Source organism: Pseudomonas sp. HN8-3 (assembly GCF_020790195.1).
Taxonomy (GTDB): domain Bacteria; phylum Pseudomonadota; class Gammaproteobacteria; order Pseudomonadales; family Pseudomonadaceae; genus Aquipseudomonas; species Aquipseudomonas synxantha_A.
This window is the reverse complement of the sequence record NZ_CP086206.1, coordinates 2,203,676-2,220,104: the sequence shown is the minus strand read 5'-3', so window position 1 is coordinate 2,220,104 and position 16,429 is coordinate 2,203,676. Positions and strand designations below refer to the sequence as shown.

The window sequence follows — 16,429 nt, the reverse complement described above, 5'->3', positions numbered from 1 at the left end:
TTTTCAGTGGGGCTGATGGCCTCATCGCAGGCAAGCCAGCTCCCACCTTTGTATGTATTCACACTTCAAAAGGTGGGAGCTGGCTTGCCTGCGATGGCGTCCGAAAGATCACCCCACCCGAGCTGCTCGTTCACGCAAATATTCCACCACCGCCTCTTGCTCCCCGGCAAACTCGATCCGAGCGCCTTTGCTCTCGCGCTGGAACGCATACATCGGGTCGTAATACTCGCGCAACAAGCCTTCGATCCACACGCGGTGCAGGTCCACTGCACCGCTGCGCGCCTGTTCCGCCAGGGCGTCCTGCAAAATCGCCTGCAGCCGCTGGAAACGTTCGCCGCCCAGACGCTTGTGAATATTGGCCAGGCTTTGGGTCAGGCGCTCGGCAAATAATAGCTGGCCGCTTTCACCAAACACGTCAATGAACTCGGCGCACAGGTCGACCACGTAATCCTTCAGAATGCGCTCGACGCGGCCCTCAACGCTGTCTTCCAGCCACACCATTGGAAACGTCTGCATCCCCTTGTGCAATGGCAGTGGCAGCGCACAGCTGCCGATCATGCGGCTCTCGTCCTCGACCACGAACTGGCCAATGCCCGCTGCGCGTTTCTTCAACAGGTCCACGGCCAGGCGGTTCTCGAAGTCGATATTGGACGGCTGCGCGGTGGCACGCTTGCCGAAGCTGGAACCCCGATGGTTGGCATGGCCCTCCAGGTCCAGGGCGTTGCGCAGTTGACCCAATACCTCCGTCTTGCCGGTACCGGTCATACCGCCAAGCAGCACGAAATCGCATTCAGCGGTCGTCTGTTCCAGGGTCTCCAGCAGGAACGTACGCATTGCCTTGTAGCCACCGCCGACACGCGGATACTCGATGCCCGCTTCGGTTTTCAACCATTGCTGCACGATCTGCGAACGCAGCCCACCACGAAAGCAGTACAGGTAGCCATCCGGATTAGCCTGGGCAAACTGCGCCCATTGCTCGATGCGCTCGGCCTTGATCGATCCAGAGACCAGCTCATGGCCCAGGACGATTGCAGCTTGCTGGCCTTGCTGCTTGTAGCAGGTGCCCACCCGCTGGCGCTCGTCGTCGGTCATCAGCGGCAGGTTGACCACCCCGGGGAACGCGCCCTTGACGAATTCGACCGGCGCGCGGGTATCCATCATCGGCCGGTCATTGAGGAAGATGTCGCGGTAATCGGTGATGTCAGTTGCCATCAAATCACCTCTACCGCGTTGGTCTGTCGCTCAAGCAGTTCGCCGATTGGCTCAAGGTTCAGGCCCAGTTCGGCGGCTACCGCGTGAAACTCGCTATCGCCTTCGGGGGTGACGGCGATCAGCAGGCCACCGCTGGTCTGTGGGTCGCACAGCACGCGCTTGTGCAACTCCTGCACGCGCCCGAGCTTGCTGGCGTAGCTGTCGAAGTTGCGCAAGGTGCCGCCCGGTACGCAGCCCTGGTCCAGGTAGTACTCAACCCCTGGCAGACGTGGGACTTTTGCATACTCGATGCGGGCCGTCAGGCCACTGCCGTCAGCCATTTCCACCAAGTGGCCGAGCAGGCCGAAACCGGTAACGTCTGTCATCGCAGTGACACCGGCCAACTTGCCGAAACGGCTGCCAGGCTTGTTGAGGGTGCACATCCAGTCACGGGCCAGGCCGACGTCGGCCTCGCGCAACTTGCCCTTCTTTTCGGCGGTGGTGAGGATACCGATGCCCAAAGGCTTGGTCAGGTACAGCTTGCAGCCGGCAGTGGCAGTGTCGTTGCGCTTCATGTGGCGCTTTTGCACGATCCCGGTAACGGCCAGGCCAAAGATCGGCTCCGGGGCGTCAATGGAATGCCCACCCGCCAGCGGGATACCGGCAGCGTCGCACACCGAACGGCCCCCGCGGATGACTTCGCGGGCAATCTCCGGCGCCAGCACGTTGACCGGCCAGCCAAGAATAGCGATGGCCATCAAGGGGTCGCCGCCCATGGCATAAATGTCGCTGATGGCATTGGTGGCAGCGATGCGGCCGAAGTCGAAGGGATCGTCGACTATCGGCATGAAAAAGTCCGTGGTGGAGACCACGCCGCGCTCGTCGTCAATGGCGTATACCGCCGCATCATCGCGTGAAGCGTTGCCCACCCACAGGTTGGGGTCCAGGTTCTGTGCGCCGCTGCCGGCAAGGATCACCTCCAACACCTGGGGCGAAATCTTGCAGCCGCAACCCGCACCGTGGCTGTACTGGGTAAGGCGAATCGGCTCGTTCATGGAAGACCTCAAGCTATCAAGTGGGCCGATTCTAACAGACAGCAAAAGGCCGGCTGGGCTCTTGTGAGCGCAGCCGGCCTTTTGGGTCAGCGGTTACTCGCGGGCAGCGAGCAAACGCTTGTGGCGGTTACGCCGCGCGATGTTCAGGCATTCGATAGCCGCCGAGAACGCCATGGCCGCATACACGTAGCCTTTTGGCACGTGGGCGCCGAAGCCTTCGGCGATCAGCGTCATGCCGATCATGATCAAAAAGCCCAGGGCCAGCATCACCACGGTCGGGTTGTCATTGATGAACTTGGCCAACGGTTCGGCCGCCACCAGCATCACAATCACCGAGGTCACTACGGCAATGATCATGATCGGCAAGTGCTCGGTCATGCCCACGGCCGTGATGATGCTGTCGATGGAGAACACCAGGTCGAGCAACAGGATCTGCCCGATGGCCGCCGCGAAGCCGATGGCCACGGTGTTGCCAACCGTTGCTTTCTCTTCAGGCTCCGGGTCCATGCTGTGATGGATTTCGGTGGTTGCCTTCCACACCAGGAACAGGCCACCGGCGATCAGGATCATGTCCTTCCAGGAGAACGCCTGGCCGAACACTTCAAACACCGGCGCCGTCAACTGCACGATGAAGGCGATGGTGCTCAACAGGCCCAGGCGCAATACCAGCGCCATGCTGATACCGATGCGCCGCGCCTTGGCCCGGTGCTGCTCGGGTAGTTTGTTGGTGAGGATCGAGATAAAGATCAGGTTATCGATGCCCAGCACGATTTCCATGACGATCAAGGTAGCCAGTGCGACCCAGGCGGTGGGGCTGGCGGCCAGTTGTAAAAGGTAATCCATAGGTCAGTCCTGACGTGGTAGTGCTGGGAAATTAGGTTTCTTGGGTGTTCGATTCAGCGTCTTTTTCTTCCTGATCATCTTTCTTCTGCGGATTGATCAAGCCCTGGGTCGCTTCACTCAATGCCTGCTCGGCAGCCTTCTGGGTGTCATCGATCGCTTGCTTGGCCGATTCGCTGGCTTTGCCCAACACTTGCTGCGCGCTTTTCTCGACCTGATCACAACCGCCGATTATCACCAATGAAAGCGCAAGCAGCGACGCCGCGCCCAGGGAATTGAGTTTCATGCTGTATTCCTCATTAGAACCATTGGGTCCAAATAGTGGCCCCGCGATAGCGATGCATTCTATGCAGGTGAACAGTTCAGGAAAATTCGTATTTTTCTCGCGTATACTTCGTTTTTTACGAAGTGTAGACCGCGATGCTCAATTATCGACAGCTGCATTACTTCTGGGTGGTGGCCAAGACTGGGAGCATCGTGCGTGCCTGCGAACAGCTGAACCTCACGCCCCAGACCATCAGCGGGCAGATCAGCCTATTGGAGCAAACCTTTGGCATTGCTCTGTTTCAGCGGGTGGGGCGCCAGCTTGAGCTGACCGAAGCCGGGCGCCAGGCGCTGCCCTACGCCGAGCAGATGTTCCAGACGGGCAACGAACTTGAGACGATGTTGCGCGCTCAGCCCGATGAGCAACAGATCCCGTTCAGGGTCGGCGTGGCGGATGTGGTGCCAAAATCCATCGTCTACCGCCTGATCGCCCCCACCATGGAGCTGAGCGAACCGCTGCGCATCACCTGCCGCGAAGACAAACTCGAACGTTTACTCGCCGACCTGGCGATCCAGCGCCTGGACCTGGTGATTTCCGACAGCCCGATGCCGAGCCATCTGGACATCAAGGGCTACAGCCAGAAACTGGGGGAATGCGGCATCAGTTTTTTCGCCACCCAGTCGTTGGCTGACCAGCATGGCGGCGATTTCCCACAGTGTTTGCACGGTGCGCCGTTATTGATTCCGGGGGCAGAGACCGTAGTGCGCAGCCGGTTGCAGCGCTGGTTTGCCGAGCAGCAGATTCAACCGCGGATCATCGGTGAATTCGACGACAGTGCGTTGATGCAAGCGTTTGGGCAATCCGGCAGCGGAATTTTCATCGCCCCCAGCGTGATTGCCGATGAGGTGGTGCGCCAATACGGCGTGGCGCTGATCGGCCAGACCGACGCGGTGACCGAGTCGTTCTATGCGATCTCGGTGGAGCGCAAGGTCAAGCACCCCGGCATCGTGGCGATTACCGAAGGGGCAAGACGCGAGTTGTTTACCGCCCTGCCCTGAAAAAACTGCGCGCCTCCTTTGATCAGGCGCTGACCGCGCGAGGTTTGGCGCTCATCAGCCACAGTGCGAGCAGGATCGACACCAGGATGAACCCTGAGGCGGCAAAGCCCAGGCTGCCCAGGCCCAGGGTGTCAATCACATGCCCACCCACCATTGCACCCAGGCCAATGCCGAGATTGGCCCCGGCGATATTCAGCGAGGCGGCAAACGCCGGCGCGTGGGGCGCCGCCTTCATCAATCGCACATGGCTGACCAGGAACATCGCCGCCTGGGTCACGCCCCATACCGCCATCGCTGCCGCCAGGCCAATGGTGGAATGAATCGCCGGCACCACTGCCACCATGCCCGCGATCATAAACCCGCAGAACACTATGGACGCAATCAAGGGGTGACGATCCACCGCGCGCCCGCCGAGGGAATTGCCGATCAGCCCGACCGCGCCGAAGCCCATCAGGCACCACCCCACCAGCGTGCCGTCGAACCCTGCCAAGCGCTCAAGGATATCCGCCAGGTAGGTATAGGCGGTGAACATGCCGCTGAAGACCAGAATCGACAGCAGGATGTGGCCCTGCATCACCGGGCTGCGCAGGATCTTGAATTGCGAGCGCAAGGTGACTTGCTCGTTCTTTGCCTGGGTCACCGGCAGGTAAATGAACAGCAATAACGCCTTGGCCAGGGCAATCACCGCAAGCACTGCAAAGGCGGTGCGCCAACCGAACATATCGGCAATCAGCGTGCCTACCGGAATCCCGAACACGGTGGCGCAGACGATGCCGAAGCCGATTTTTTCAATGGCACGCCCGGCGAATTCAGGGCCGACAATGTCCACCGCCGTTTCGCTGGCCAAGGCCCAAAACACCGGCAAGCCCAACGCCGGAATCAAGCGAGCCAGGGACATTATCCAAATATTGGGCGCCAATGCCGCCACGGTATTGGCCACCGCAAACATGATCAGGATGCTGATAAACAGACGCTTACGCTGGAACCGCGCGCAGTAGGCGGTCAGGAAGGGGCCGAACGCCGCCACGGTAAACGCGAAGAGCGTCACCAGCAGCCCGGCCTGGGACACACTGACATTCAGGTCCCGGGCGATCGAGGGCAACAAGCCGACGATCACGAATTCTGTGGTCAGCACGGTAAAACCGGCTGCCGACAGCAGCAAGATAGGGAACAACATGCAAACTCCAGAAACAGCGACATCAACGACAGCCCGAAGGGCTCGCTGATAGAGAGGAAAGATGAGAGGGGTGAATCTTAACAGAACATGTCGGGACTTGACCAAATCCGACGTAAACGGGTGACGGAATGCCGCAGCGAACGAGACGCGTCCTACAGCATGCTAGACTTCGCGCCTGCTTCCTACAGTACTTTCTGCCTGCAATGCTGTGCCCTACTAAAAAAACTAGAGACAACTCTTTATGACTGCTGCCCCTTCCCTGTTGCAACGTTTAATGCGCGTCAGCCTGGTCACACAAATTGTCATCGGCCTGATCGCCGGGATCGTGCTGGCCTTGCTGTTCCCCGAGGCCGCACGCGCCACGGGCTTTATCGGCAAGGTGTTTGTCACGGCGCTGAAGGCCGTTGCGCCGATCCTGGTGTTTGTGCTGGTCATGGCCTCGATTGCCAACCATAAGCATGGCCAGGAAACCCATATCCGCCCGATCCTGTTCCTGTACCTGCTCGGCACCTTTTCCGCCGCCGTGGTCGCAGTGGTCGCCAGCACGTTGTTCCCCTCCTCTCTGGTACTGGCCACCCATGACGCCACGGTGAGCGCTCCCGGCGGCATTGGCGAGGTACTGCAAAGCCTGTTGCTCAGTGTGGTGGATAACCCGGTCAGCGCACTGATGAATGCCAACTTCATCGGTATCCTGGCCTGGGCCATCGGCATGGGCGTTGCCATTCGCCATGCCGGTGAAACCACCCGCACGGTGCTGGACGACCTGTCCAACGGCGTGACCCTGATCGTACGCGTGGTCATCCGCTTCGCCCCGCTGGGCATCTTCGGCCTGGTGGCCTCGACCCTGGCCACCTCCGGTTTCGGCGCCTTGCTCGGCTATGCGCACCTGCTGGTGGTGTTAATCGGCTGCATGGTGTTCGTGGCGCTGGTGATCAATCCCGCCATCGTGTTCTGGAAACTGCGCCGCAACCCGTACCCATTGGTGCTGATGTGCCTGCGTGAAAGCGGTATTACTGCATTTTTCACCCGCAGCTCGGCGGCCAACATTCCGGTCAACCTGGCGTTGAGCAAGCGCCTGGGCCTGCATGAAGACACCTATTCGGTGTCGATCCCGCTCGGTGCCACCATTAATATGGCCGGTGCGGCAATCACCATCACCGTGCTAAGCCTGGCGGCCGTGCACACCCTCGGGATTGCCGTGGACCTGCCGACCGCGGTGCTGCTCAGCGTGGTCGCGGCCATTTGCGCCTGTGGGGCCTCCGGTGTAGCGGGCGGCTCGCTGCTGCTGATTCCACTGGCGTGCAGCCTGTTCGGCATTCCAAGTGAAATCGCCATGCAGGTGGTGGCCGTCGGTTTCATCATCGGCGTATTGCAGGATTCGGCGGAAACGGCGCTGAATTCGTCTACCGATGTGTTGTTTACAGCGGCGGCCTGCCTGGGCAAGGAAGAACAGGCAGCTTAAACGCCTCGCAAAAAAAGCCCGGTGCCGTTCAATCACGAACGACACCGGGCTTTTTTATGCTTGCCGGTTTAGAACGCGCCCATGTAATCGCGCTTGCCCACTTCCACACCGTTATGACGCAGCAGAGCGTAAGCGGTGGTGACGTGGAAGAAGAACTGCGGCAGGCCGTAGGTCAGCAGGTAGGACTGGCCGCTGAAGCGCTTCTCTTTCGGGGTGCCTGGGCGGGTGACGATCTCGATACCTTCCTTGCCGTCAATCTGCTCGGGCTTGATGGTGTCGACAAACGCCAGGACCTTGGCGATCAACGCTTGCAGGTCGGCGAAGGTAACTTCAGTGTCTTCGTACTTGGGCACTTCGATCTCGGCCAGGCGTGCCGACACGCCTTTGGCGAAGTCCACGGCGATCTGTACCTGGCGCACCAGCGGGAACATATCCGGGAACAGGCGCGCTTGCAGCAGGGCATTGGGCTCGATGTTCTTGGCAGTAGCGTGGGCTTCGGCTTTGTTCAGCACATCGCTCAATGCGTTGAGCATTTGCTTGAAGACTGGGATAGAAGCGGCGTACAGGGAAATAGTCATGTCAGTCTCACGATAATGGCAGGGTTGGAACCAGCGGCGATTATAGCCATGCCTGGCGCTTGTCTTTTATTTTTTGAGGATTACGCTGGTGACCTTCACTGCATAGGGAACGCGCGATGACCGCCGAACATGACACCGACACCCCTGAGCCGCGCCTGAACAGCACGGAAATCCGCATCCTCGGCTGCCTGATCGAAAAACAGGCGACCCACCCCGAAACCTATCCCCTGACACTCAACGCCCTAGTGCTGGCCTGCAATCAGAAAACCAGCCGTGAGCCAGTGATGAACCTCAGCCAGGGCCAGGTCGGCCAAAGCCTGCGCGCGCTGGAGGGCCAAGGCTTTACCCGCCTGGTGATGGGTAGCCGTGCAGACCGCTGGGAACACCGTGTGGACAAGGCGTTGGAACTGGTGCCGGCCCAAGTGATCTTGACCGGGTTGCTGTTTCTGCGGGGGCCGCAGACGGTCAACGAGTTGCTGACCCGTAGCGGGCGTATGCATGACTTTGAAGATGCCGAGCAGGTCGTTCACCAGCTGGAACGCCTGATTGCCCGAGGGTTGGCGGTATTGGTGCCGCGCCAGGCGGGCCAGCGGGAAGATCGGTATACCCACGCGCTGGGGGATCCGGCGGATATTGAAGCGATCATGACCGCGCGAGGCAATCCAGTAGAGCGTAGCGCGGGGGCTGTTTCGGTGGAACGGATCGAAGAGCTGGAAGCGCGGATTGCCGCACTGGAAGAACGGCTGGCGCAGTTGGAACAGGCATAACGCAGATAAACATGTGGGAGCTGGCTTGCCTGCGATAGTGGTGCATCAGTTAAGAATCCATTGACTGACACACCTTATTCGCGAGCAAGCCCCACAGTGGATTTGTGTAAGTCTTTAGCTTCGAGCGAAGGCTACTGCCGCCTCGAACTGCTCCTGCGTCGGGCGCACGCCTGTATAAAGCACAAACTGCTCCAATGCCTGGATCGCGATCACTTCCAACCCGGTAATCACCCGCTTGCCCTTGGCACGCCCATGCACGATCAGGGGCGTTTCAGCCGGGATCGCCACCACATCAAAGACAGTCTCTGCCTGATCAATCGCACCCGCATCGAACGCCAATGCATCCGCCTCGGCCCCGCCTGTCATACCAATGGGCGTCACATTGATCAGCATTTGTGGACGCAGGTCGCCCAGGTCCGCCTGCCACTCATACCCCAGGTTGCTGGCCAATGCCCGGCCCGCCACCTCATTGCGCGCTACGATCACACCGTTGGCATAACCGCCATCACGCAAGGCGCTGGCCACCGCCTTGGCCATGCCGCCGCTGCCACGCAGGGCGAAGGTGGAGTCTTTCGGCACGGCGTGCTTCTTCAGCAGTTGCTCGACAGCAATGTAATCGGTGTTGTAAGCCTTGAGATGACCGTTGGTGTTGACGATGGTGTTCAGCGAGTCAATGGCTTGAACCGAATCGTCGAGTTCGTCCACCAGCGCGATGGCCGCCTCCTTGAACGGCATGGAAACCCCACAACCCCGCACGCCCAAGGCTCGGATGCCACCGATCGCGCCGGCTAAATCCTGGCTGCTGAAGGCTTTATAGTAGAAATTCAGCCCCAGCTGTTCATACAGATGGTTATGAAAACGCAGGCCAAAGTTCCCAGGGCGCGCCGACAGCGACATGCACAGCTGGGTGTCCTTGTTGGGATGCATCTGCATGGGTAACTCCTTTAAGTAAGCAAATCGGTACAGACCTTACACAACCTTTACCTACTGGCCGTGCTGTTTTTTTGAAATACGTTGTCTTAAAAGTATCCCCGCGACAATCCTTGGGTCTATTGATTGCAGACCACAAGCGCAGGGGCTAACCGAGGAATGACCATGATGCGTAAAATCCCCAGAATCGCCTTGCTTATCGGCGCACTCGCGATGGCCGGCCAAGCCTCCGCCCACGGTGGTGGTTGGGGTGGCCCGGCAGTGTTGGGTGCACTTGTGGGCGCGGCAGTCGTCGGCTCCGTGGTTGCCAGCCAGCCTCGTGAGGTCTATGTGCAACAGCCGGTGTATGTGCAACCGCAGCCAGTGTATGCCGCCCCACCGCCGGTCTATTACGCGCCGCCACCACCGGTGTACGTGCAGCAGCAGGTTTACTATCGCCCGGCGCCGGTCTACTACGGGCCTCCCCGTGGCTATTATGGCCCGCCTCGCGGCTACTACGGCCCTCCCCACGGCTACTACCGGCACGGTTGGTAAGTTTCAATTGACTTGAGTGGAACAGGCCTCGCCCACATGCGGGGCCTTTTTTTGCCTGGAACGTCCGGTTTAATCCTGCCAATGTCGCTATGACGACAATCCCACAGTACAAGAGTCGCATATCCTCTTGATCGGCCCAGGCGTGCGCTGTCATGGTTGCGTCATAAAACAGTCTCACTATCGACCCGGTCCACCAATAACAATTAAGGACGAACGAACATGCCCACCCAGAATCCGCACCGCACCGCCGGCCTCTGCACGTCCAGCAAGGTCTACAGCGCCTTGACCGAGCTCAAGCACCTTGAAGGCCATCGCAGCGCGAAGTTCCTGGCGCTGTTGGCTGAAAACCTGGTGCGCAAGGGGCTGCTCAGTGAACACGAAGTGGTGAACATGCTCGACCAGGTGGTGGATTAACGCCTGGCGTTGATGTCGACTATCGAGCCAGGTGATTTTTCCTGGATAGCGACACCCCTTAAGGTGACCTCCATAGCGATTGGAGGTCCTTATGCCCACTGTTCAAATCATGTCTGTCATCGGTAGCGCCGTTCCCACCCCTCTGCGCAAGCTCGGCTTGCTTGCCTGCTGGTACGTGGTACGTGATGGCGAGCCTATCAGCGGCCCGCTCACTTCGTTGTCTGACGCCGAAACACAACGCCGGCTGGCGGCCGACTTCAGGCTCCAGGCCTGAGACCTAAGGCAAGGGCAACTTGACCCGCGGCTTGGTTTCGGCGAACAACGCCCAGCACGACATGAACAAGGCCGCCACCAGCGGCCCGATCACGAAGCCGTTGAGGCCAAACACCGACAAGCCGCCCAGGGTCGAGATCAGGATCAGGTAGTCCGGCATCTTGGTATCTTTGCCCACCAGGACCGGACGCAGCACGTTGTCCACCAGGCCAATCACGAATACACCAAAAAGCCCCAGCACCACGCCTTGCCAGAGGGCGCCGCTCAACAGGAAATAAACGGCCACTGGCGCCCAGACAATCCCTGCGCCCACCGCCGGCAGCAAGGACAGGAACGCCATCAGTACCGCCCAGAGCAACGCACTGGGGATATCCAGGAACCAGAAGATCAAACCACCCAGCGCACCCTGGGTCACGGCCACCAGTACGTTGCCCTTGACCGTGGCCCGCACCACCCGGTTGAACTTGAGTTGCAGGCGGCGCTTCTGCGGCTCGGCCAATGGCACCGCCGTGCGCACCTTGCGCACCAGCTCGGGGCCATCGCGCAGCAGGAAGAACAGCAGGTACAGCATGATGAAAAAGCTCACCAGGAAATCAAAGGTGCCCTGGCCGAAGCTGAACGCCTGGGAAGCGAAGAACTGACTGCCCTGCATCGCGCCCTTGACTACCTTTTCACGTAGCCCTTCCAGGTTGCCCATGCCAAAGCGATCGAGCAGTTGCTGGAAGTACGGCGGCAGGAAGTTCTTGAATTGCTCGATGTAACCGGCCACGTCGAGCTTGCCGCTTTCGACGTTTTTATACAGCGTGGCCCCCTCTTGAACCAGCAACGCACTGGTAATGATCACGGGCAGAATCGCGATCACCAGGCACACCATCAAGGTGGTCAGGGAGGTCAGGTTGCGGTTCCAACTGAAGCGCTGCTGCAGGCGGCGCTGCATCGGCGCGAAGATGATGCCGAGGATCACTGCCCAGAACACCGCGCCATAGAACGGCAGCAATATCCAGATAAAGGCGATGGTCACCAGCGCCAGCAATAGCAGCAGGGTTTTGAATTGCAGGTTGGTTTGATTCATGTCCGGTCCATATGAGAAAGCCGGGCCGGTGTCAGCCCTGTTGCTTAGTCCGCGGCGAAACCTGGGAGTGCCCTTGTTTATCGAACAAGCATAGATCGGCTTGTTTAGACCTGGGTCAATAAACTGTGACCGCCCGTGCACTACCCTCGCGCCTTTTTGCGACCCACGCCCATGCCTCCGATGATTGCCCCCGAACTGCTCGCTCCCGCCGGCACCCTGAAAAACATGCGCTACGCCTTCGCCTACGGTGCCGATGCGGTTTACGCCGGCCAGCCACGCTACAGCCTGCGCGTGCGCAACAACGAATTCGACCACGCCAACCTCGCCCTCGGCATCCAGGAAGCCCATGCGCAAGGCAAGCGTTTCTATGTGGTGGTGAACATTGCGCCACACAACGCCAAGCTCAAGACCTTCCTCAAGGACCTGGCGCCGGTGATCGCCATGGGCCCGGATGCGCTGATCATGTCCGACCCTGGGCTAATCATGCTGGTGCGCCAGCATTTCGCGCAGATGCCGATTCATCTGTCGGTACAAGCCAACACGGTGAACTGGGCCAGCGTGCAATTCTGGCAGCAGCAAGGCATTGGCCGGGTGATCCTGTCGCGGGAACTGTCCCTGGAAGAAATCGGCGAGATCCGCCAGCACGTACCGACCATGGAACTGGAGGTGTTCGTACATGGCGCCCTGTGCATGGCCTATTCCGGGCGCTGCCTGCTGTCGGGCTACATGAACAAGCGCGACGCCAACCAGGGCACCTGCACCAATGCCTGCCGCTGGAAATACCAGGCCACGCCGGCAGTGGAGAACGCGACCGGCGACATCGTCCAGCACCATCAGCCGACGCTGGGGGTCGGCACACCCACCGACCAGGTATTCCTGTTACAGGAAGCCAACCGTCCCGATGAGCAAATGCCGGCCTTTGAAGACGAACATGGCACGTACATCATGAACGCCAAAGACTTGCGCGCCGTGCAGCACGTGGAGCGCCTGGCGCAGATGGGCGTGCACTCATTGAAGATCGAGGGCCGCACCAAATCCCATTTCTATTGCGCACGCACCACCCAGGTGTATCGCCAGGCGATCGACGACGCGGTGGCCGGGCGCGCGTTTGATCGCGGCTTGATGACCAATCTGGAGTCCCTGGCCCAGCGCGGCTACACCGAAGGTTTCCTGCGTCGGCATGTGCACGACGAATACCAGAACTACCAGAACGGCAGCTCGGTGTCCGAGCGCCAGCAGTTTGTTGGGGAATTGACCGGCGAACGTCGCGGGGAGTTGGCCGAGGTCAAGGTGAAGAATCGCTTTGCCGCGGGCGATCACCTGGAATTGATGACGCCCGCCGGCAACTTTCACTTTGACTTGGCCACCTTGCACAACGCCAAGGGGCAAGCCATTGAGGTGGCGCCGGGGGATGGGCACACGGTGTATGTGCCCTTGCCGGTCGAGATGGACCTGCGTTTTGGCCTACTGATGCGCGATTTGTAGAACCTCAGATCCTGAATTGACCGACCAACTGCCCCAACCGCTGGCCCAGGTCCGCGAGGCTGCGCGAGGTCTGGGCGCCGAGCTGGGTTTCATCCGCTACGCTGTCCACCGCCACGGCAATCTGATGCACGCTGCGGTTGATCTCTTCGGCCACAGCAGTCTGCTCTTCGGCGGCGCTGGCGATCTGCGCGTTCATCGAGTTAATGGTACCGATCAGCTGGGCCATGGTATCGAGGGACGCCCCGGCTTCGTTGGCTTGGGCCGAGGTGCCTTCGCCCGCATCGCTGGAGCGGCGCATCGCGTCAACGGCGGCTTCGGTGCCCTTTTGCAGGCGATCGATCATGCCCTGGATTTCCTGGGTGCTGCTTTGCGTACGGCTGGCCAGGGCGCGCACTTCATCGGCGACCACGGCAAACCCGCGGCCGGCCTCCCCGGCCCGCGCAGCCTCGATGGCCGCATTGAGCGCCAGCAGGTTGGTTTGTTCGGCAATCGAGCGAATCACACCGAGCACACTGACAATCGACGACACATCCTGCTGCAGGCTGTCCAGGGACACACCGCTGCTGCGGATATCGTTCACCAGCGCGTGAATCTGCGCGATGCTACCGTCCACCACGCGTTTGGCGGCCTGGCCCTCGGCGTCGGTCTGTTGCGCGGCGACCGCAGCGCCCTGGGCACTGCGCGCCACTTCATGGGCCGCGGACGACATCTGGTTGATCGCGGTGGCCACCTGGTCGGTCTCGTGACGCTGGCGTTCCATGGCCTGCTCGGAGCGCTGGGCCTGGTCGGACACCTGGCTCACCAGCCCGGTGAGCTGGGCGGTCATTTCGGTGATCTGGCGCACCAGGCCGTGGATTTTATCGACAAATCGGTTGAACGCACCGGCCAGGTCGCCCAGTTCATCCTGGCTGGTGATGGCCAGGCGGCGGGTCAGGTCGCCTTCACCGGCAGCGATGTCGTCGAGGTTGGCTTTCATCAGGTTCAGCGGGCGCAGGATGGTATTGGCGACTAACATGCCCACCGCCGCAATCACCAGCAACACCACCACAGCCACGCCAAGGATGCTCAGCAGCACGCCTTGCATACGCTGTTCGACCTTGTCCTGGACCACCGCCACCTGGGCCTCGATACCGTCCAGGTTCACAGAGGTGCCGATAACCATGTCCCATTTGGGCAGGTATTCGGTGTAGCCGAGCTTGGGTACCAGTTCGGTCTGGCCGGGTTGGGTCGAGCTGTATTGCAAGTAGTGGCTGCCGTCCTTGCCGACCTTGACCAGGTCGCGATTGACGTAGACACCGTTGGGGTCACGGTTGTCCTTGAAGCTTTTGCCTACGCCGTCCGGGCTGTTGCCCTTGAACAGGCGGATGGTTTCGGAGTCGTAGCCGAAGAAATAACCGTCTTTGCCGTAGCGGGTGTTGGACAGCAACTTGACCACCTGCGCCCGCGCCGTGCTATCGCCGGGAGCAGCTGCGTCGTAGAGCGGCTTGATGGTGGTCATGGCCACTTCGACATAACCTTGCAAAGTGGCCTTGGCGTCGTCGAGCAGGCGCTGGCGGGTTTCATCCACTTCGTTGCGGGCCTGGCCCTGCAGAATCCACACGGTGGTGAGGCTGATGACCACGGCAAACAGCAACACCGGCACAACGGCAAGGGCCAGGACTTTGGCCTTCAAACTCAGACGCATGGCTTTTCTCTCTTGTTAGTGGCGACTTGAGAGGTTAACGGCCAGGTAAGTGATTTCTGTAGGAGCGAGCTTGTGTGGCGAGGGAGCAAGCTCCCTCGCCACCGTAGAGGTGCAGTGCTTGCGTCAGAGCGTCATCGCAGCCAGCCAGCCAAACGCCAGCAACGGGATGTTGTAGTGCAGGAAGGTCGGCACCACGGTGTCCCAGATATGGTGGTGCTGGCCGTCGATATTCAGGCCGGAGGTGGGGCCGAGGGTGGAGTCCGAGGCGGGCGAGCCGGCATCGCCCAATGCACCGGCGGTGCCGACGATGCACACGATGGCCAACGGGCTGAAGCCCAGTTGTACGCACAGCGGCACGAAAATCGCGGCAAGGATCGGCACCGTGGAAAACGACGAGCCGATGCCCATGGTGACCAACAGCCCCACCAACAACATCAGCAACGCCCCTACCCCGCGGCTATGGCCGATAAACGCCGCCGAGGCTTCCACCAGTGAGCGTACGTCACCGGTGGCCTTGAGCACTTCGGCAAAGCCTGACGAGGCGATCATGATGAAGCCGATCATCGCCATCATCTTCATGCCTTCGGTGAACAGGTCATCGGTGTCGCTCCAGCGCACGATGCCCGACACCGAGAAGATCAAAAACCCGGCCAGGGCGCCGATGATCATCGAGTCCAGCCACAGCTGAATGATGAACGCCGCGGCAATCGCCAGGCCTGCCACCAGCAGGGTCAGCGGGTTGTACTGCACCGCCACTTGCTCGACGCGCTCGATTTTTTCCAGGTCGTACACGCGCTTTTTGCGGTAGCTGACAAACACCGCCACCAGCAGGCCGACCACCATGCCCAGTGCCGGCAGGCCCATGGCATGGGTGACGTTGACCTGGCTGATATCCACGCCACTCTTGGCCACGTTGGCCAACAGGATCTGGTTGAGGAAGATATTGCCGAAGCCCACCGGCAGGAACATGTACGGCGTGATCAGGCCGAAGGTCATCACGCAGGCAATCAGGCGGCGGTCCAGTTGCAGCTTGGTCAGCACGTACAACAGCGGCGGTACCAGCAACGGAATGAACGCAATATGGATCGGCAGGATGTTCTGCGAGGCAATCGCCACCACCCACAACAGGCCGATCAACAGCCATTTGACGTGGCTGCCGCCGCTGGCTTCCTGACGGTCCACCAGCAGCAAGGCTTTGTCTGCCAGCGCATGGGCCAGGCCGGACTTGGCAATGGCCACCGCGAAAGCGCCCAGCAGTGCGTAAGACAAGGCGACGGTTGCACCACCGCCCAGACCGCCGTTGAAGGCTTTGAGCGTGGCGTCGATCCCCAGGCCACCGGTCAAGCCGCCCACCAGGGCACCAACGATGATGGCGATGACCACATGCACGCGGGACAGGCTGAGCACCAGCATGGTGCCGACCGCGGCGATGACTGCGTTAATCATGGTTACCTCAAGCAAAAACATAAAAGACAGGCATGCCCGCGCACGGCCCATGGGAACAGCTGCCGGCGTGCAGGCTTGAAAGAGGTCTTATTAGAGGGCGCGCACTTTGCAGCAGGCAGGCGCTCATGTCAAAAAACGACGCCGCTTTGAGGTTTAAATGGGGCGTTTGAATAAAGAACCACGGGCGCCGGCCGATAA

Annotated in this window: 16 protein-coding genes and 2 pseudogenes; 7 read left to right on the top strand and 11 right to left on the bottom strand. The window is 60.3% G+C overall.

All coding sequences use genetic code 11. The annotated features are described in order from the left end of the window. Window positions 1-108 precede the first annotated feature (108 nt). The 4 genes from mnmH to LJX92_RS09960 all read right to left on the bottom strand — a co-directional run bounded on the left by mnmH (window position 109) and on the right by LJX92_RS09960 (window position 3,372). Entirely contained in the window at window positions 109-1,212 is a 1,104-nt protein-coding gene (gene mnmH, locus LJX92_RS09975) for a tRNA 2-selenouridine(34) synthase MnmH (protein WP_148854433.1), read from the bottom strand. After that, window positions 1,212-2,246 carry a selenide, water dikinase SelD gene (selD, locus tag LJX92_RS09970; RefSeq protein ID WP_078820856.1) on the bottom strand — a complete coding sequence of 345 codons (1,035 nt, stop codon included), beginning with the start codon at window positions 2,244-2,246 and terminating at the stop codon, window positions 1,212-1,214. The genes mnmH and selD overlap by 1 nt, the downstream gene beginning before the upstream one ends. 93 nt (window positions 2,247-2,339) lie before the next feature. Next, the gene (locus LJX92_RS09965) at window positions 2,340-3,089 is read right to left on the bottom strand and encodes a TerC family protein (protein WP_005786902.1); all 750 of its coding nucleotides are present in this window, start codon (window positions 3,087-3,089) and stop codon (window positions 2,340-2,342) included. A 31-nt stretch (window positions 3,090-3,120) separates the two neighbouring features. Beyond that, the gene (locus LJX92_RS09960) at window positions 3,121-3,372 is read right to left on the bottom strand and encodes a hypothetical protein (protein WP_228309684.1); all 252 of its coding nucleotides are present in this window, start codon (window positions 3,370-3,372) and stop codon (window positions 3,121-3,123) included. A gap of 134 nt (window positions 3,373-3,506) precedes the next feature. Here LJX92_RS09960 and nhaR point away from each other — a divergent pair, with 134 nt between their 5' ends. After that, window positions 3,507-4,409 carry a transcriptional activator NhaR gene (gene nhaR / locus LJX92_RS09955; RefSeq protein ID WP_228309683.1) on the top strand — a complete coding sequence of 301 codons (903 nt, stop codon included), beginning with the start codon at window positions 3,507-3,509 and terminating at the stop codon, window positions 4,407-4,409. 22 nt (window positions 4,410-4,431) lie between these two features. Here nhaR and LJX92_RS09950 read toward each other — a convergent pair whose 3' ends face one another. Then, window positions 4,432-5,586, bottom strand: coding sequence for an MFS transporter (locus LJX92_RS09950; protein ID WP_228309682.1), 1,155 nt, complete (start codon window positions 5,584-5,586; stop codon window positions 4,432-4,434). Window positions 5,587-5,827: 241 nt separating this feature from the next. Here LJX92_RS09950 and sstT point away from each other — a divergent pair, with 241 nt between their 5' ends. Then, entirely contained in the window at window positions 5,828-7,048 is a 1,221-nt protein-coding gene (gene sstT / locus LJX92_RS09945; protein ID WP_078820854.1) for a serine/threonine transporter SstT, read from the top strand. A gap of 68 nt (window positions 7,049-7,116) precedes the next feature. Here the strand turns inward: sstT and LJX92_RS09940 are convergent, their stop codons facing one another. Continuing rightward, window positions 7,117-7,626: a DUF1993 domain-containing protein gene (locus LJX92_RS09940; RefSeq protein WP_005786889.1), complete on the bottom strand. Its 510-nt coding sequence runs from the start codon at window positions 7,624-7,626 to the stop codon at window positions 7,117-7,119. 116 nt (window positions 7,627-7,742) lie between these two features. Here LJX92_RS09940 and LJX92_RS09935 point away from each other — a divergent pair, with 116 nt between their 5' ends. Continuing rightward, window positions 7,743-8,393: a YceH family protein gene (locus tag LJX92_RS09935; RefSeq protein WP_032876803.1), complete on the top strand. Its 651-nt coding sequence runs from the start codon at window positions 7,743-7,745 to the stop codon at window positions 8,391-8,393. 114 nt (window positions 8,394-8,507) lie between these two features. Here LJX92_RS09935 and LJX92_RS09930 read toward each other — a convergent pair whose 3' ends face one another. Continuing rightward, entirely contained in the window at window positions 8,508-9,326 is an 819-nt protein-coding gene (locus tag LJX92_RS09930) for a shikimate 5-dehydrogenase (protein WP_228309681.1), read from the bottom strand. A 156-nt stretch (window positions 9,327-9,482) separates the two neighbouring features. Between LJX92_RS09930 and LJX92_RS09925 the strand changes: the two genes are divergently transcribed. The 3 genes from LJX92_RS09925 (at window position 9,483) to LJX92_RS09915 (ending at window position 10,545) form a co-directional block, all read left to right on the top strand. Continuing rightward, window positions 9,483-9,857 carry a hypothetical protein gene (locus tag LJX92_RS09925; protein ID WP_078820851.1) on the top strand — a complete coding sequence of 125 codons (375 nt, stop codon included), beginning with the start codon at window positions 9,483-9,485 and terminating at the stop codon, window positions 9,855-9,857. 219 nt (window positions 9,858-10,076) lie between these two features. Continuing rightward, a complete protein-coding gene (locus LJX92_RS09920; protein WP_003190284.1) occupies window positions 10,077-10,271 on the top strand; it encodes a hypothetical protein in 195 nt (64 codons plus the stop codon). 91 nt (window positions 10,272-10,362) lie between these two features. Continuing rightward, entirely contained in the window at window positions 10,363-10,545 is a 183-nt protein-coding gene (locus tag LJX92_RS09915) for a hypothetical protein (RefSeq protein WP_005786881.1), read from the top strand. A gap of 3 nt (window positions 10,546-10,548) precedes the next feature. Here LJX92_RS09915 and LJX92_RS09910 read toward each other — a convergent pair whose 3' ends face one another. Next, complete coding sequence (locus tag LJX92_RS09910) at window positions 10,549-11,616, bottom strand: AI-2E family transporter (RefSeq protein WP_223018814.1); 1,068 nt, start codon at window positions 11,614-11,616, stop codon at window positions 10,549-10,551. Window positions 11,617-11,787: 171 nt separating this feature from the next. On the opposite strand from LJX92_RS09910, the gene yegQ reads away from it, so the two are divergent. Continuing rightward, window positions 11,788-13,101 (top strand): tRNA 5-hydroxyuridine modification protein YegQ, encoded by a 1,314-nt coding sequence (gene yegQ / locus LJX92_RS09905; protein WP_032876811.1) that lies wholly within the window; start codon window positions 11,788-11,790, stop codon window positions 13,099-13,101. Window positions 13,102-13,105: 4 nt separating this feature from the next. Here the strand turns inward: yegQ and LJX92_RS27105 are convergent. From LJX92_RS27105 to LJX92_RS09895, 3 genes and pseudogenes are all read right to left on the bottom strand, one after another. Next, window positions 13,106-13,696, bottom strand: a pseudogene (locus tag LJX92_RS27105) (methyl-accepting chemotaxis protein); the annotation flags it as partial. 315 nt (window positions 13,697-14,011) lie between these two features. Continuing rightward, window positions 14,012-14,785 (bottom strand): annotated as a pseudogene (locus tag LJX92_RS27100) (cache domain-containing protein); the annotation flags it as partial. 123 nt (window positions 14,786-14,908) lie between these two features. Next, the gene (locus LJX92_RS09895) at window positions 14,909-16,228 is read right to left on the bottom strand and encodes a Na+/H+ antiporter family protein (protein ID WP_164366002.1); all 1,320 of its coding nucleotides are present in this window, start codon (window positions 16,226-16,228) and stop codon (window positions 14,909-14,911) included. Window positions 16,229-16,429: the final 201 nt, after the last annotated feature.

What these genes read in the sequence shown, in the direction of transcription:
- mnmH (WP_148854433.1), bottom strand. Translation starts at nt 1,212, where the DNA reads ATGGCAACTGACATCACCGATTACCGCGACATCTTCCTCAATGACCGG.
- selD (WP_078820856.1), bottom strand. Translation starts at nt 2,246, where the DNA reads ATGAACGAGCCGATTCGCCTTACCCAGTACAGCCACGGTGCGGGTTGC.
- LJX92_RS09965 (WP_005786902.1), bottom strand. Translation starts at nt 3,089, where the DNA reads ATGGATTACCTTTTACAACTGGCCGCCAGCCCCACCGCCTGGGTCGCA.
- LJX92_RS09960 (WP_228309684.1), bottom strand. Translation starts at nt 3,372, where the DNA reads ATGAAACTCAATTCCCTGGGCGCGGCGTCGCTGCTTGCGCTTTCATTG.
- nhaR (WP_228309683.1), top strand. Translation starts at nt 3,507, where the DNA reads ATGCTCAATTATCGACAGCTGCATTACTTCTGGGTGGTGGCCAAGACT.
- LJX92_RS09950 (WP_228309682.1), bottom strand. Translation starts at nt 5,586, where the DNA reads ATGTTGTTCCCTATCTTGCTGCTGTCGGCAGCCGGTTTTACCGTGCTG.
- sstT (WP_078820854.1), top strand. Translation starts at nt 5,828, where the DNA reads ATGACTGCTGCCCCTTCCCTGTTGCAACGTTTAATGCGCGTCAGCCTG.
- LJX92_RS09940 (WP_005786889.1), bottom strand. Translation starts at nt 7,626, where the DNA reads ATGACTATTTCCCTGTACGCCGCTTCTATCCCAGTCTTCAAGCAAATG.
- LJX92_RS09935 (WP_032876803.1), top strand. Translation starts at nt 7,743, where the DNA reads ATGACCGCCGAACATGACACCGACACCCCTGAGCCGCGCCTGAACAGC.
- LJX92_RS09930 (WP_228309681.1), bottom strand. Translation starts at nt 9,326, where the DNA reads ATGCAGATGCATCCCAACAAGGACACCCAGCTGTGCATGTCGCTGTCG.
- LJX92_RS09925 (WP_078820851.1), top strand. Translation starts at nt 9,483, where the DNA reads ATGACCATGATGCGTAAAATCCCCAGAATCGCCTTGCTTATCGGCGCA.
- LJX92_RS09920 (WP_003190284.1), top strand. Translation starts at nt 10,077, where the DNA reads ATGCCCACCCAGAATCCGCACCGCACCGCCGGCCTCTGCACGTCCAGC.
- LJX92_RS09915 (WP_005786881.1), top strand. Translation starts at nt 10,363, where the DNA reads ATGCCCACTGTTCAAATCATGTCTGTCATCGGTAGCGCCGTTCCCACC.
- LJX92_RS09910 (WP_223018814.1), bottom strand. Translation starts at nt 11,616, where the DNA reads ATGAATCAAACCAACCTGCAATTCAAAACCCTGCTGCTATTGCTGGCG.
- yegQ (WP_032876811.1), top strand. Translation starts at nt 11,788, where the DNA reads ATGCCTCCGATGATTGCCCCCGAACTGCTCGCTCCCGCCGGCACCCTG.